The sequence below is a fragment of the uncultured Luteimonas sp. genome (genome assembly GCF_947492465.1).
Classification (GTDB): domain Bacteria; phylum Pseudomonadota; class Gammaproteobacteria; order Xanthomonadales; family Xanthomonadaceae; genus Luteimonas.
The window spans coordinates 468,616-483,449 of record NZ_CANLNF010000001.1; the positions used below are offsets into that span (position 1 = coordinate 468,616).

Consider the following 14,834-nt stretch of genomic DNA (forward strand, 5'->3'; position numbering starts at 1 on the left):
AGACTGCCCCCCACAACACTGGCCCGCCCCAACCAGGGCAGGCCCCATGAACGCCATCCTCCATGCCAGGCCGCTGCCGGCGCCCGTCCCGTCCGGCGGGCAGCTGGCGCGCCGCCTGGCCGATCGCTATGCCGACCGGGTCACCGGCCAGTTCACCATCGAGGGCCAGGCGGCCGACCTGCGGCCGCTGCCGCGTGACCTGCCGCCGGCGCTGGCCGAGGCGCTGCAGGCGCGCGGCATCCGCTCGCTGTATTCGCACCAGGCACAGGCCTGGGAGGCGGCGCGGGCGGGGCGGCATGTGGTGGTGGCCACGCCCACGGCGTCGGGCAAGTCGCTGTGCTACACGCTGCCGGTGGTCAGTGCGGCGCTGGAGCAGGGGGCCAAGGCGCTGTACCTGTTCCCGACCAAGGCGCTGGCGCAGGACCAGGTGGCCGAGCTGCTGGAACTCAATGCCGCGGGCCAGCTGGGCTTGCGCGCGGCGACCTTCGATGGCGACACGCCCGGGGACGCGCGCCAGGCGATCCGCCTCAACGGCGACATCGTGGTCAGCAATCCCGACATGCTCCACCAGGCGATCCTGCCGCACCACACCAAGTGGGCGCAGTTCTTCGAGAACCTGCGCTATGTGGTGATCGACGAGGTGCACACCTATCGCGGCGTGTTCGGCTCGCACGTGGCCAACGTGATCCGCCGGCTCAAGCGCGTGTGCGCGTTCTACGGGGTCAAGCCGCAGTTCGTGCTGTGCTCGGCGACGATCGGCAACGCCGCGCAGCACGCCAGCGCGCTGATCGAGGATGCGGTGGAGGCGATCACCGACAGCGGCGCGCCCACCGGCGACAAGCACATCCTGCTGTGGAACCCGCCGGTGGTGAACCCGGACCTGGGGATTCGCGCCTCGGCCCGCTCGCAGGCCAACCGCATCGCGCGCATGGCGATCAAGTCGGGCCTGAAGACGATGGTGTTCTGCCAGTCGCGGCTGATGGTCGAGGTGCTCACCAAGTACCTCAAGGAAGTGTTCGACCACGACCCGCGCAAGCCGCGCCGCATCCGCGCCTACCGCGGCGGCTACCTGCCCACCGAGCGGCGCGAGGTGGAGCGCGAGATGCGCTCGGGCAAGATCGACGGCATCGTCAGCACCTCCGCGCTCGAACTGGGCGTGGATATCGGCAGCCTGGACGTGGTGGTGCTCAACGGCTATCCGGGCTCGATCGCGCAGACCTGGCAGCGCTTCGGCCGCGCGGGCCGGCGCCAGCAGCCCTCGATCGGCGTGCTGGTCGCCAGCAGCCTGCCGCTGGACCAGTACGTGGTGCGCCATCCGGAGTTCTTCGCCAGCGCCACGCCCGAGCAGGCGCGCATCGAGCCCGACCAGCCGCTGATCCTGATGGACCACATCCGCTGCGCGGCCTTCGAGCTGCCGTTCCTGGCAGGCGATGCGTTCGGGCCGGTGGATCCGGGCCCGTGGCTGGACGTACTGGTCGAAAGCGGCGTGCTGCACCAGGAGGGCGAGCGCTGGGAGTGGATCGCCGACAGCTATCCGGCCCAGGCGGTGAACCTGCGCTCGGTGGCCGATGGCAACTTCGTGGTGGTCGACCGCACCAACGGGCGCCAGACCATCATCGCCGAGGTCGACTACTCGGCCGCGGCGCTCACGTTGTACGAGGGCGCGATCCACATGGTGCAGTCCGAGCCCTACCAGGTCGAACGCCTGGACTGGGAGGGGCGCAAGGCCTACGTGCAGCAGACCAACGTCGACTACTACACCGACGCCATCGACTACACCAAGCTCAAAGTCCTCGACGAGGCCGATGGCGCGCTTACCGGGCAGGGCAGTGCCCACCACGGCGAGGTGCACGTGCTGCGGCGCGTGTCGGGCTACAAGAAGATCCGCTTCCACACCCACGAGAACATCGGCTACGGCCCGGTGACCTTGCCCGACCAGGAGCTGCACACCACCGCGTGCTGGTGGCAGCTGCCGCAGCGGGTGCTCGATGCGAACTTCGACAGCCGCCAGGATGCGCTCGATGGCTTCCTGTCCGCGGCCTATGCGCTGCACCTGGTCGCCATGGTCTGCGTGATGGCCGAAGGCCGCGACCTGCAGAAGGCGGTGGGCAGTGGCGATGGCGCGTGGTTCGCCACGGCGGATCAGTCCGGGCGCGGGCAGATCCGCTCGGGCGAGAGCGGCGAGGCGATGGTCGAGGCCGCGCGCGGATTCACGCCCACGCTGTTCCTCTACGACAACTATCCGGGCGGGGTGGGGCTGTCGCTGCCGCTGTTCGAGCGCAGGGAAGATCTGCGCCAGCAGGCGCTGGGCCTGATCCGTTCGTGTCCCTGCGCGCATGGCTGTCCCGCATGCGTGGGGCCGATCCTGGCCAGCAGCGAAGCGGCGGGCAAGTCGGTCAAGGCGGCGGGCATGCAGGTGCTGGAACTGCTGGGAGATCTGGCTTGAGCGTGCTGGCCAAACGCCTGGCGGGATTGCGGCAGCAGGCGGGTGCGGCGGTCCCACCCACAGCGACGCCCGTTGCGCCGCGCGTGTCACCACGCGGCAAGACCACTGACGGATCGTTGGCTCCGCCCGCTGCGCTGCGCGGCAAGCCAGGCGAACAGATGGCATCTGTAGCACTGCATGGGCAGACGACTGCTGAGCAGGCGTCGTTGCCTGCTGCGCTGCGCGGGAAGACCGCCGGCGAGCAGGTCGCGCAGCTGCGCAAACTGCTCGGCCTGCGCCCGCGTGCGCTCGCGCCGGTGCGCAGCTTCGACCGCAGCCTGGAGGGCGACGAGATCGCGCCGGGCCTGCGCTACATCGAGAAGTGGGTCCCGTTCGAGCGCCTGCCCGATCGCCTGGACCTGAGCGCGCTCAATCTCACGGCGTTCGATCACGACGACATCGAAACCCACCGCATCCTCGCCTTCGACACCGAGACCACCGGCCTGGCTGGCGGCACCGGCACGCGCGCCTTCATGATCGGTGCCGGCGACTGGCGCGACGGCGGCCTGCGCATCCGCCAGCTGCTGATGACCACCATGGGCGCCGAGCAGGCGATGCTGCAGGAGTTCACCCGCTGGCTGGAACCGCACACGGTGCTGCTGTCCTACAACGGCAAGTGCTACGACCGCCCGCTGCTGAGCACGCGCTACACCCTGGCGCGCCTGGCCGACCCGGTGCTCGGCCGCGACCACATCGACCTGCTGCATCCCGTGCGCCGCCGCTACCGCGGGGTCTGGGAGAACTGCCGCCTCGCCACCATCGAACGCCAGCTGCTCGGCGTGGTGCGCGAAGACGACCTGCCCGGATCCGAAGCCCCCGCCGCCTGGCTCGACTACCTGCGCGGCGGCAGCGCCGACAAGCTGCGCCGCGTCGGCGACCACAACGCCCAGGATCTGCGCAGCCTCGCCGGCCTGCTGGTGCATTTCCATGCGCAGGCGCAGCTGCCACGGCAGGCCTGAAGTAGTGGCTCGTCCACGCTCCTGGCGACCGCAGCCTGGCCGGCGGATCAAGCGACTGCGGGAGCGCGGGTTCTGCAGGGGCCGGCGCTGATGGCGCTGGGCGGTTGCAATGGACTTCTCCGTGAAACTGGAGAGGCAGGGAGCAAGTTCCCGACTCGTTGTGCCACATATGTGCTACATTTCGGAGGGCGCAGCGCACCGGGAGCCGACATGAGCACCACCACCATCCGCCTGTCCGATGATCTCAAGGCCCGTATTGCCCGCGCGGCGGAAGCAGCCGGCACGACCTCGCACAGTTTCATCCTCGAGGCGATCGCCGAGAAGGCCCAGCGGACCGAGCAGCGCGCCGACTTCCACGACGAAGCGGCGCAGCGCTACGCACGCATCGTGGACACGGGCGAGACGATCGACTGGGATGAGTACCGGGCCTACATGATGGGTCGCATCCAGGGTAAGCCGGGCACGCGGCCCGTGGCACGCAAGCTCGGCAAATAGCGTGGCGGTCATCAAGCTCGCGCCCGAGTTCGCCGAAGATCTGGACCGGATCACCGATTTCCTGCTGGGCCATGAGGCCGCCGATATCGAGGTTCGGTTGGGCGGCATTGCCGATGCCCTCGATGTGCTGCGGTCCAATCCCCTGATCGGCCGCGCAGACGGCGAGACCTTGCGTGAACTGGTCATCGGTCGGGGCAGCCGCGGTTACGTCGTGCTGTACCGGTATGAGGCGCTGGTGGATACGGTGTTCGTGCTGGCGATTCGCGCGCAGCGCGAGGCGGGCTACGCAAGACCCTGATCAGGGCCAGGTCTAACCTGCGCCTGGCGCCGGCATATCCACCGCGTTCCCCGCCACGATGATCCCGCCGCCTGCCGGCACGGTGACCTGCAGCAGGCTGGGCCGACCCATCGTTGCGCCCTGGATGATCTGGAAGCCGCCGGGCACCGGCATCAGGCCGGCATCGCGCAGGTAGCCACCCAGCGCCGCGGCGGCGGCGCCCGTGGCCGGATCCTCGACCACGCCGCCGACGGGAAAGGGATTGCGCGCGTGGAACCGGGTCGGCGATTCGCGCCATACCAGCTGCAGCGTGGTGAGGTCGTGCGCCAGCATCAGCGTCTTCAGGCGCTCGAAGTCGTAGTGCAGCCGTTCGAGTCGCGGGCGACTCGATACCGCGAGGACCAGGTGCCAGGCGCCGGCGTACGCGAGCATGGGCGGCAGCTGCGGGTCGAGTTCTGCCGCGCGCCAGTCGAGTGCGGCGAGGGCTTCGTCGAGCACGGTCGCCGGCACGGCGCGCTGTCGCGTCGGCACCGACTGCAGGCTGGCTTGCCACGCGTCGCCTTCGCGGTCGACCTGGACGCGCACGTCGCCCGCGCGGGTGGCAAGCCGGTAGTTGCCGCTGCCGTACCTGCGTCCCAGCACGACGCCGCCGGCGATCGTGGCGTGCCCGCAGAACGGTACTTCGGCCAGCGGGCTGAAGTAGCGGACCTCCCACGCGTCGCCGGAAGCAGGTGCCAGGAAGGCGGTCTCCGAGTACCCCACCTCGGCGGCGATCCGCTGCATGCGATCGGCGGGCGGCAAGGCATCGCCGAGCCACACGCCGGCTGGATTGCCGCCGCGCGGATCGTCGGTGAACGCGGCCAGGCGATGCAGTTCATGCAAGGTGGTGGTCATGCCATGCGGGCCTGTTGCTGCGGTGGCGCAAGTCTCCGAAGACGCACGCGCCTGCGCAAGCGGATCCTCCGCTCCCCGATCCTTGTGCCAGTCCCGGCGTCGGGGCGGTTCTCCGCTGCGACCAGACGCCTGCGTGTGCGGTCGGCGCGACTGGCGCAATCCGCGGCGCCATACTGGACCGGCATCGCGTCTCCGACACCGGCACCTTCACGCGATGGTCGCGGCGCCGCTTCCAGGTTGGGCAGCGCCCGACGCCGACGTCCTGCATGGACGCAGTCCGCGACCGATCCACTGGAGCCCGACATGGCACAGCCGCGAGTCCCGCCACCCACCCACGACACGACGCCACCGCGACGCTGGGACGCGGCCATCCTCGGCCCGGTGTTCTATCCCACGGCGTTGCTGGTCCTGCTGCTGGTCGCGGCCTCGTTCGTGGCGCCCGAAGCGTCGGCGACCCTGTTTGGCCGCGCCAAGACCTGGGTGGCCGAGGACGCCGGCTGGTTCACCATCCTGGCCGTCGCGGGATTCCTCGTCTTCATCGTGGGGCTTGGCGTCAGCGGCCTGGGGCGGATCCGCCTGGGGCCCGATCACAGCCGTCCCGACTACAGCTACCCCACCTGGTTCGCGATGCTGTTCGCCGCGGGCATGGGCATCGGCCTGATGTTCTTCGGCGTGGCCGAACCGGTCATGCACTTCGCCGATCCGCCGGTGGGCGATCCGGGTACGGTGGCGGCGGCGCGCCAGGCCATGCGCATCACCTTCTTCCACTGGGGCATCCATGCCTGGGCGATCTATGCGGTGGTCGCGCTCTCGCTGGCGTATTTCGCCTACCGGCATGGGCTGCCGCTGCGCATCCGATCCTCGCTCTACCCGCTGATCGGCGACCGCATCCATGGGCCGATCGGGCATGCGGTGGATACCTTCGCGGTGCTCGGCACCATCTTCGGCCTGGCCACTTCCCTGGGCCTGGGCGTGATCCAGATCAATTCCGGCCTGCGCTACCTGTTCGACGCGCCCGTCGGCGTCGGGGTGCAGGTGGGCCTGATCGCGGCGATCACCATGGTGGCCACCGTGTCGGTGTTCACCGGGCTCGACCGGGGCGTGCGCAGGCTCTCGGAGTTCAACATGATCATGGCGGTGGCCCTGCTGGCCTTCGTGCTGGTGATGGGGCCCACCGTGCACCTGCTGCAGGCCTTCGTGCAGAACACCGGCATGTACGTGTCGAACGTCTTCTCGATGACGTTCAACCTGTATGCCTACGAGCCCACCGGCTGGCTGGGCGGCTGGACCTTGTTCTACTGGGGCTGGTGGATCGCGTGGTCGCCGTTCGTGGGCATGTTCATCGCGCGCATCTCGCGCGGGCGGACCGTGCGCGAGTTCGTGGTCGGCGTGCTGCTGGTGCCGCTGGGGTTCACCTTCCTGTGGATGACGATCTACGGCAACAGCGCGCTGTACCAGGTCATGTCCGGGCAATCGCCCGGTCTGGTCGCGGCGGTGAGCGCCGACACTTCCGTGGCCCTGTTCCAGTTCCTGGAGGCGTATCCGTTGCCGCTGCTCACCTCTGCGGTCGCCACCCTGCTGGTGGTGGTCTTCTTCGTGACCTCGGCCGATTCAGGCGCGCTGGTGATCGACATGCTCTCGTCCAGGGGCGAGGAACAGTCGCCGGTGTGGCAGCGCATCTTCTGGGCGCTGATGGTCGGCGCGATCGCGATCGCGCTGCTGATCGCGGGCGGGCTGGAAGCGTTGCAGGCCGGCACGATCGCCAGCGCGTTCCCGTTTACCTTCGTCATGCTGCTGATGGCATGGGGCCTGCTGCGGGCAATGCAGCTGGACGTGGCCAAGCGCCAGACGACCCGCGCCGCGCGGCTGACGCCCCTGGCCGGCGCCGCGGTCGACTGGAAGGCGCGGCTGCGCGGGCTGATGCAGAGCCCGACCCGCGCTGAGGTGCTGCGCTATCTGCAGGGCACGGTGCGCCCCGCGCTCGACGCGGTGGCGGCCGAACTGGGCAGGCAGGGCCTGGAGGTCAAAGTGGACAGCGGCGACGATGGCCGCGCCTGGCTCGAGGTGGGCCATGGGGCGGAAATGGACTTCTTTTACTCGGTGCGCCCGGTGCCGTATGAGCCGGCCGAGTTCATGCTCCAGGATCCGCGCCGCCGTTCCAGCGACGAGGACCGGTTCTTCCGCGCCGAGGTCCACCTGCGCGAAGGCGGACAGGATTACGACGTGATGGGCTGGGGCCGCGACGAGCTGCTGCACGACGTGCTGGACCAGTACGAGCGGCACATCCATTTCCTCAACGTCGTGCGTTGAGTGGCGTGGGGCGGGTCGTCGCGTCTGCGCGCGGCGCAGCGGGCCGGCACGCCCTGCGGGACGGCTGCGCGATCGCGTACCGCGCGCCGGAGCGCCGGGGCGCTGTTGCCCCGCGCCCCTTGCGCCGGGCGCGTCAGCCCATGGCGTGTTGCGGCCGGCGCACGGCACGCACGACCTTGCCCGAGCCGCCGCCGCAATAGAACAGGTCGCCACCGTCGGATTCCAGGCCGCTCACGCCGATGCCGTCGGGCAGGCGCAGGCGTTCGAGTACGGTGCCGTCGCCGGGATCGATGCGGCGCAGTTCGCTCTCGTCGTTCTCTCAGGTGCCGTGCCACAGCGCATCGCCCACCCAGCTGACCCCGGTGACGTAGCGGTCCGAATCCAGGCTGCGCAGGATCTTGCCGGTCTCCGGATCGATCTGGTGGATGCGGCGGCCCTGGTACTCGCCCACCCAGAGGTGGCCGTCGGCCCAGGCCAGGCCCGAGTCGCAGCCTTCCGATGGCGCGGGAATGCTGTGCAGCACGGTGCCGGTGGCAGGGTCGATCTTCTCGATGCGCTTTTCGGCGATCTGGTAGAGGTGGGTGCCGTCGAAGGCGGTGCCGGCGTCGCAGTTGCGTTCGATCGCGCGGGTGGTCTCGCCGGTGTGCGGATCGATGGCGAGCAGGCGCGGGCCGGTCGCGGCCCAGACGTGGCGGCCATCGAAGCTCACGCCGCGCACGGCCTCGGCGCCGTCGAAGGGGCCGTACTCGCGCACGATCTCGGCGGGGCGGGTGGGAGCGGGCGGGGCAGTGGTCCGGATGTCCATGGGAACCTCGTGGGATGCGCGCCGGGACTGGCGCCGTGGATCCGACTCTAGGCAGCCGGCGCCACGACCGGGAGTAACAATGTCGTCGCGAAACCGGCCAGCGGCGGCGCCAGCCAGCGGCGCGCGCGGCCGCGTCCCACCGCGCGCGCGTGGCCGGTCTCGGCCAGCGTGGCGAGTGCGCGCTGCACGCTGCGCGGGCTGGCGTCGAGCGCCAGTGCGAGCGCGGCGGTGGACCAGGCTTCGCCATCGGCCAGCAGGGCGCGCAGCGCGGCCTGTGCGCCGTCGATGGGCGGTTCGAGCACCACCACGCGGCGCGCGTCCTGCGGGTGCAGCACGAATCCGCGGGCGCTGGCCTCGATGGCGGCCCAGGGGGCGAGCAGGGCGCGAAGACGTCCGATTTCCACGCGCAGTCGCGCGCGATGGGTTTCGTCGAACTGTTTCGCGCGGAACGCCGCGGCGATCAGCGCATCGCGGGGCGCCTCGCCCGGCCACGCCGCGGCCAGCGTGCGGACCAGCGCGAACAGCACCGGGCGCGCGGCAAGCGGCAGCCAGGCGCTGCCCACGCGCACGCGCCGGCGGCAGCCATCCAGCACCAGCGCGTTGGAGGCGAACAGTGCTTCGACTTCGTGCAGCTGCAGCGTACGCAGTCCATCGGCCTCGTGCCGGCGTGCCACCGGCTGTTGCAGTTGCGCCTGCAGCGCGGCGACCTCCGCCTGCAGGGCGGGGATGCGCGCGCGTGCAGCGGCGGCCTGCGCCTGCGCCAGGGCCTCGCGCGCCGGCTGCGTGCGCACCGCGCGCAGCGCCAGCTCGGCGGCGGCGAGGTTGGCCACCGCGGCCAGCGCGGCGGGCAGCGCGGTGCCGTCGAGGCGGGCGAGGGCGGCGCGCGCCTCGTCCAGTCGGCCGAGCAGCAGCAGGCGGCGCACGGCCACCACCCGCGCATGCGCGGCATTGGCGTGGTCGCCGCCTTGCTCCAGCGTGGCCGTGGCCCGGACCAGCGACTGCTGCGGGCGGTCGAGTTCGCGCAGGGCCAGCGCGATTTCCGCGTCGGCCACCACGCAACGCGCCTGCGCCAGGCAGTGGCGCGGGCCGAAGCCGCGCGCGGCTTGACCCAGCAGCTCGCGCGCCCGCGCCAGCTCGCCCAGCCGCGCCATCGCGGTGCCGCGCAGGGCCAGTGCCGGCGGATCGTCGCGCAGCGACACGCGCTTGAGCGCGCCGAGCGCATCGCCGGCGGCGAGCGCGCGCGCGGCGGCGGCGATCAGGGCGTCCATGCGGCGAGCCTAGCGCGGCGGCGCCGGGCCAGCCTGCTTCTGCGCCGCGGTGGCGCGCAATGACAGGACGCGGCCACGCAGCGCCACCGCGTGCGGGCAGGCGTCCCCTGGCGCGTCAAATTTCCGCCGTGGGAGCGGTGGTTGCGAAGGGCTTGTCCCCTGCGCCGGCGGCGGGGCCCACGGTTTGTCGTCGTCCCGACCGGCCCGTGGCTCGACATCCTCTCCACATCCCTGCATCCGGAATGAACAAATCCATGAATTCGTTGGGGTTTCACGCATCTGGCCCCACCTCGGCACGTACCTTGCTTCATTCCATGCGCCGACGTATGTCTGCAGCCCCCGGCGGGGTGTGCAGACGGGTCCGGCGCCCCCGAAAGCAGTCTGGAGTTGCCATGTCCCGCCACCACAACCACGCCACCGTGATCGACGGCCCCTGGCAGGCTGCGGCCCCCGCCGCAAAGCCCGTCACCCGCGAGCGCCGCAAGCGCGCGACGCCGGCCGAATCCGATGCCCTGCGTGAAGGTCTGACGCCGGAGCAGCTGGTCACGCTCGAGGCGATGGAAATCTTCCGCTGGCGGCTGGCCTTCGTGCGCCGGCCGCTGTTCCAGGCGCCGATCCCGGTGCTGTTCGACAAGGACGAAACGCGCCACGTCGTGATCCGCGAGGACGGCACGCTCGACGAGCAGCCGACCCTGCGCCTGCGGTCCTGACGCAGCCCCCGGCGCGCCTCCCGCGCCGGGACGATTCAACACGCGCCCGCGGCGCGCCGCGTCTCAGCCGGCGTTCGCCGCCTGCACGTTCCCGGGCCTGCGCACCAGCAGCACCGGCACCGGTGCGATCCGCACCACCTGTTCGGCATCGCTGCCCAGCAGCAGCCGGTCCATGCCGCGGCGGCCGTGCGTGCCCAGCAGCACCAGGTCGCAGTGCGATTCGCCGGCCAGGCGGACGATGGCCTCCGACACGCGTTCGGTGGTGTGCTCCAGCAGGATGGTCTCCACCTCGATGCCCTCGCCGCGCAGCCGCGCGGCCGCCTTGTCGAGGATGGCGCGCCCGGATTCGCGCATGCGCGGCAGCACGTCGTGGACGTAGATCTCGGCTGGCTCGAAGCCGCTGATGTGCCTGAAGGTTTCCAGCACGTGCAGCAGCACCACGCTGGCGCCGGCCAGCCGCGCGAGGCAGGCGGCGTGGTCGAGGGCGAGCTGTGAGGTTTCGGTGCCGTCGAGGGCGACCAGCAGTCGGGAATACATGGGAGCGCTCCTTGGGCCGGAGGTGAGTGGAAGCCGCCTGCCGCAACGCGGCAGCGATGCGGCGTCCTGCGATGACGGCACCTGGCAGAGGCTACGCGTTCTGACGGTGACCGGGCACGACGCCGAGATCCCGCGTGGTGGCCGTGGCCGTCCGTCCAATGGCGCACGTGGACGCGCTGCGACATCTGGTCCACCCCTGCCAGCACTCCGCGGGGGGATACTGCGGGCATGGCTGGTGCGCGACGCCAGCGTTGCCCGCGCACGGAGGAGTCCGGCATGAACAGCGTTCTGCAGTCTGCGTTGGCGCGTCCCCCGCGGCTGGGCGCGGCCACCCTGGTGGGCCTGCTGGTGCTGGCGAGCTTCGCCTCGCTGCTGGCCGGGCTGCCACCGGGCAGCCGCCTGGTGATGGGGTCGCTGGGGCTGGGGTCCGGCGTCACCGCGGTGGCGCTGATGGGCGCAGCGGCGGTGCTGGCCGCACGCTGGCCGTGGGTGGAGTCGCTGTTCGGGGGACTCGACCGCGTCTACGAGGCGCACAAGTGGCTGGGCGTATGGGCGCTGGTGTTCGCCAGCGTGCACCTGGTGCTGCAGAGCGGCCACGAGGGCTGGGAGGTGGCGCCCATCCTGCAGCTGCCGCGCCCGGCGACGCGCATGGTGCGGCAGCTGAGTTTCGTGGCGGTGATGGTGATCGTGCTGCTGGCGCTCAACCGCAGTATTCCGTATCGCGTGTGGCGCTGGTGGCACAAGCTGTCGGGACCGCTGTTCCTCATCGTGGTGCTGCACTGGCTGAGCTTCCGCTCGCCCATCGCGCTGGCCAGCCCGGCGGGGGCATGGCTTGCCACGGTTTCGGCGCTCGCCGTGGTGGCCGCCGCCTACAAGTTGCTGCTGTATCCGGCGCTGGCGCGCCACGCCGAGTACAGGCTCGAATCGGTGTCGTCCAACGACACGGCGGTGTACCTGCAGTTCGTGCCGACGGGCAAGGCGATCCCGTTCGTCGCCGGGCAGTTCGCGTTCGTCGCGTTCAAGCACGATGGCCTGCGCGAGCCGCATCCCTACACCATCGCCAGCGCGGCCGGCGCCGACGGACGCATCGCCTTCATGGTGCGCGCGCTGGGCGACTACACCGCGCGCATGGTGAAACAGGTGCAGCCGGGACTGCTGGCCGACGTGTACGCGCCGTTCGGCCGCTTCCGGCGCAAGCCCGACGGCCGCACCGAGATCTGGATCGCCGGCGGCGTGGGCATCACCCCGTTCCTGGCCTGGCTGCAGGACCCGGTCCATGCGCCGTCCGCCCCCGTCACCCTGTTCGACTTCACCACGCCCGGGCGCGAGCTGCCCGGCGCCATCGACCTGCCGGCGCTGGCGCAGGCGCGCGGGGTGGAACTGATGGAGGTGACGACCGGCCCGGCGACGCCGGCCTTCCGCGAGCGCTTTGCCGCCATCGTGGCGCAGGCCGGCAAGGAGGGGGTGCAGGTCAATGTCTGCGGCCCGAAGGGTCTGCTGGACGCGGTGCGTTCGCTGATGCGCCAACACGGCGTGGACGAGCGCAACCTGCGGCACGAGCTGTTCGCGTTCCGCTGAGCGGGCGCGGCCCGGCGCGGTGGCCTGACAAACGGGCCTCAGCGCCCGCGCCCGTCGTGGAACCGGAGGCAGCCAGGCGCTGCGCCGGTATCATGGCGGCCACGTCGTACGGGAGATCGCCATGGCCAAGGGCAATCCGCTCCAGGAACAGCTGCTCAAGGCCGGCCTGGTCAAGAAATCGAAGGTCTCGCAGGTGGCCCGCGAGCAGCACCAGGCGCGCATCGGCAAGGCGGCGTCCACCGCGGCGGAGATCGAGCGCGAGGCGCAGCGTGCGCGCGAACAGAAGGTCGAGCGCGACCGCGCGCTGGAGGCAGGGCGCAAGGCGCAGGCGCGCCAGCGCGAGCTGCAGGCGCAGGCGCGGCAGATCATCCGCGACAAGCGCGTGCCGCGCAGCGGCGAGAGCGAGTACCGATTCAGCGCCGACGGCGCCATCCGCACCCTGCTGGTGAACGAGGACCTGCGCAGGAAACTGGCCGATGGCGTGCTGGTGATCGCAAATGGCGGCGATGGCTACGAACTGCTGCCGCGGATGGCCGCCGAGCAGGTGCGCGAACGCGACGCGGCGATGATCGTGCTCGACCACGGCCGGGCGTCTGATGCGCCGCAGGAATCCACCAGCGAGGACGACGCGTACTACGCGCAGTTCAAGGTGCCCGACGACCTGGTCTGGTAGCGCGCGTCACCCGGCCGCGGCCATGCGGTAGCGGTTGCGCCCGGCCTTCTTGGCCGCGTACAGCGCGGCATCGGCGCGGGCCAACAGGGTGGGCGCGTCGGTGGGCGCGTCGGTGCAGGCGATGCCAATGCTGGTGCTGGCCAGCAGGCGGTTGCCGGCGGCATCGATGGGCTCAGCCATCGTCGCGACCACCTTGCGCGCGACGGTCTCGGCCCCGCCCGGCGCAACGTCCTCGAGCAGGATCACGAATTCGTCGCCGCCCAGGCGCGCCACCAGGTCGGTGTCGCGCACGCTGTCGCACAGGCGTCGCGCGAAGGCCTGCAATACCGCGTCGCCCACGGCGTGGCCGTAACCGTCGTTGATGCTCTTGAACCTGTCCACGTCCAGGCACAGCACGGCGATCGGCGTGCGGTGGCGCTGCAGCCGCTTGAGCGCCAGTGCCAGCCGTTCCTCGAACTGGCGGCGGTTGGGCAGGTCGGTGAGGGCGTCCACGCGCGACTGGCGCTCGAGTTCGCGGCGGCTTTCGGCCAGCGCCTGCTCGGCGGCCACGCGCTTGTCGATGTTGCGAGCGGTGACCATCAGCTCGGCCCGGTCGCTGCCGTCATCGGCCGGGATCCGGCGCGACACCGCCTCGACCCAGACGTAGTGGCCGTCGCGATGCCGCAGCCGGTAGATGTCGGTGCGCGGCTCGCCGGTGGCGAGCGCCTCCGCGGTGGCCTGGCGCTGCAGGTCGCGGTCTTCGGGATGGACGATGTCCCAGCGCGATCCCAGCATCTGCTCCGGCGGCCAGCCCAGCATCTCGGTGGCGGAGGGTGAGACGTAGACGCGTTGGCCGTCCTCGCGCACGCGCGAGATGGCGTCATGCGAATGGTCGGCGAGCATGCGGTAGCGGCGCTCGCTGTCGCGCAGGCTGGCGGCCAGCCGGTCGCGCTCGGCCAGCACCAGGCAGACCGGGATCGTCATCAGGCAGCCGCCGGCGACGTAGAGCTGCAGCAGGACGATGCGGCCCGCGCGGTCGAGGTGCTCGCTCCACAGCGGGCCATGCCCGAGCGCGGTGGCGATGGCGGCGACCAGCGCCAGCGCGATGACCCCGAGCGCCACGCCGGCGAAGCGGTGGCGCACCGCCACCAGCAGCAGCGGCGGATAGGTGAGGAACAGCACCGAGTAGTGGTTGGCGAACACGCCGATGGCCACGATCACCAGCAGCGCGAGCGTGGACGCCAGGCTCCAGGTGCGGCCGCGCGCGACGAACATGCCCCAGCCTTCGCGATGCGCCACCAGCGTGGCCGTGGCCACCAGGGTCATGCCCACCACGTGGGCGGCGAACCAGGCGCCGAAGGCCCGCACGAAGGGCTGGTCGTTGAGCGCGTGGGCAATGCCGGCGGCCAGCAGGCCGGCCAGGGCGCAGGCGAAGAACGTGGCCGAGGTGGCGATGCTGCCCAGCCGCATCCAGCTGCGCGGGTCGCGGGTGTCCGGCACCAGGTAGCGCACGATGCCGGCCACCAGCAGCGCCTCCAGCAGGTTGACGAAGGCGATCGCCAGCGCGTAGCCGGGAGCATCGCCGGCCAGCATGCGCGACGGCAGTTCGGCCAGGTAGGCGACCAGCACGTAGCCCGGCCAGCTGCTGGTGCGGCGCATCAGCAGCCAGCCGGCCAGCAGGCCGTTGCCCACCCAGATCGCGGCCAGCTCGCCCGGGCCTCGCGCCAGGGTGAGCGACAGCCACGCGTTAATGGCGATCAGCACGGCCAGCACGCTGCGGTCGAACCACAGGGTGCGGGGCAGTCTCAGGCGAATGGGCATGACTCCGCGGCTCCGGTGAGGCCTCCACTGTAGTCCGTGCACG

Annotated in this window: 11 protein-coding genes and 2 pseudogenes; 8 read left to right on the top strand and 5 right to left on the bottom strand. The window is 71.2% G+C overall.

Translation table 11 applies throughout. From position 1 onward, the window contains the following. Window positions 1-112 precede the first annotated feature (112 nt). The 4 genes and pseudogenes from Q0863_RS02095 to Q0863_RS02110 all read left to right on the top strand — a co-directional run. A pseudogene (locus Q0863_RS02095) lies at window positions 113-2,446 on the top strand (DEAD/DEAH box helicase); the annotation flags it as partial. Between the two features lie 239 nt (window positions 2,447-2,685). Further along, a pseudogene (locus Q0863_RS02100) lies at window positions 2,686-3,444 on the top strand (ribonuclease H-like domain-containing protein); the annotation flags it as partial. Window positions 3,445-3,654: 210 nt separating this feature from the next. Continuing rightward, entirely contained in the window at window positions 3,655-3,939 is a 285-nt protein-coding gene (locus tag Q0863_RS02105; RefSeq protein ID WP_298574501.1) for a DUF1778 domain-containing protein, read from the top strand. Between the two features lies 1 nt (window position 3,940). Further along, window positions 3,941-4,237 carry a type II toxin-antitoxin system RelE/ParE family toxin gene (locus Q0863_RS02110; RefSeq protein WP_298574517.1) on the top strand — a complete coding sequence of 99 codons (297 nt, stop codon included), beginning with the start codon at window positions 3,941-3,943 and terminating at the stop codon, window positions 4,235-4,237. Between the two features lie 12 nt (window positions 4,238-4,249). On the opposite strand, the gene Q0863_RS02115 is transcribed toward Q0863_RS02110, so the two are convergent. Continuing rightward, window positions 4,250-5,110 (bottom strand): PhzF family phenazine biosynthesis protein, encoded by an 861-nt coding sequence (locus Q0863_RS02115; RefSeq protein ID WP_298574525.1) that lies wholly within the window; start codon window positions 5,108-5,110, stop codon window positions 4,250-4,252. Window positions 5,111-5,413: 303 nt separating this feature from the next. Between Q0863_RS02115 and betT the strand changes: the two genes are divergently transcribed. Next, window positions 5,414-7,420: a choline BCCT transporter BetT gene (betT, locus tag Q0863_RS02120; RefSeq protein WP_298574532.1), complete on the top strand. Its 2,007-nt coding sequence runs from the start codon at window positions 5,414-5,416 to the stop codon at window positions 7,418-7,420. Between the two features lie 319 nt (window positions 7,421-7,739). Here the strand turns inward: betT and Q0863_RS02125 are convergent, their stop codons facing one another. Beyond that, window positions 7,740-8,225 carry a glutamine cyclotransferase gene (locus Q0863_RS02125; protein WP_298574534.1) on the bottom strand — a complete coding sequence of 162 codons (486 nt, stop codon included), beginning with the start codon at window positions 8,223-8,225 and terminating at the stop codon, window positions 7,740-7,742. 47 nt (window positions 8,226-8,272) lie between these two features. Continuing rightward, window positions 8,273-9,493: a helix-turn-helix domain-containing protein gene (locus Q0863_RS02130; protein ID WP_298574536.1), complete on the bottom strand. Its 1,221-nt coding sequence runs from the start codon at window positions 9,491-9,493 to the stop codon at window positions 8,273-8,275. A 392-nt stretch (window positions 9,494-9,885) separates the two neighbouring features. On the opposite strand from Q0863_RS02130, the gene Q0863_RS02135 reads away from it, so the two are divergent. Continuing rightward, complete coding sequence (locus Q0863_RS02135; protein WP_298574538.1) at window positions 9,886-10,203, top strand: hypothetical protein; 318 nt, start codon at window positions 9,886-9,888, stop codon at window positions 10,201-10,203. 63 nt (window positions 10,204-10,266) lie between these two features. On the opposite strand, the gene Q0863_RS02140 is transcribed toward Q0863_RS02135, so the two are convergent. Then, window positions 10,267-10,740 carry a universal stress protein gene (locus Q0863_RS02140; RefSeq protein ID WP_298574540.1) on the bottom strand — a complete coding sequence of 158 codons (474 nt, stop codon included), beginning with the start codon at window positions 10,738-10,740 and terminating at the stop codon, window positions 10,267-10,269. A 276-nt stretch (window positions 10,741-11,016) separates the two neighbouring features. On the opposite strand from Q0863_RS02140, the gene Q0863_RS02145 reads away from it, so the two are divergent. Both Q0863_RS02145 and Q0863_RS02150 read left to right on the top strand, forming a co-directional pair. Continuing rightward, window positions 11,017-12,318: a ferredoxin reductase family protein gene (locus tag Q0863_RS02145; RefSeq protein ID WP_298574542.1), complete on the top strand. Its 1,302-nt coding sequence runs from the start codon at window positions 11,017-11,019 to the stop codon at window positions 12,316-12,318. 121 nt (window positions 12,319-12,439) lie between these two features. Beyond that, window positions 12,440-12,991: a DUF2058 domain-containing protein gene (locus tag Q0863_RS02150; RefSeq protein WP_298574544.1), complete on the top strand. Its 552-nt coding sequence runs from the start codon at window positions 12,440-12,442 to the stop codon at window positions 12,989-12,991. A 6-nt stretch (window positions 12,992-12,997) separates the two neighbouring features. Here Q0863_RS02150 and Q0863_RS02155 read toward each other — a convergent pair whose 3' ends face one another. Then, window positions 12,998-14,791, bottom strand: coding sequence for a sensor domain-containing diguanylate cyclase (locus Q0863_RS02155; RefSeq protein WP_298574546.1), 1,794 nt, complete (start codon window positions 14,789-14,791; stop codon window positions 12,998-13,000). Window positions 14,792-14,834: the final 43 nt, after the last annotated feature.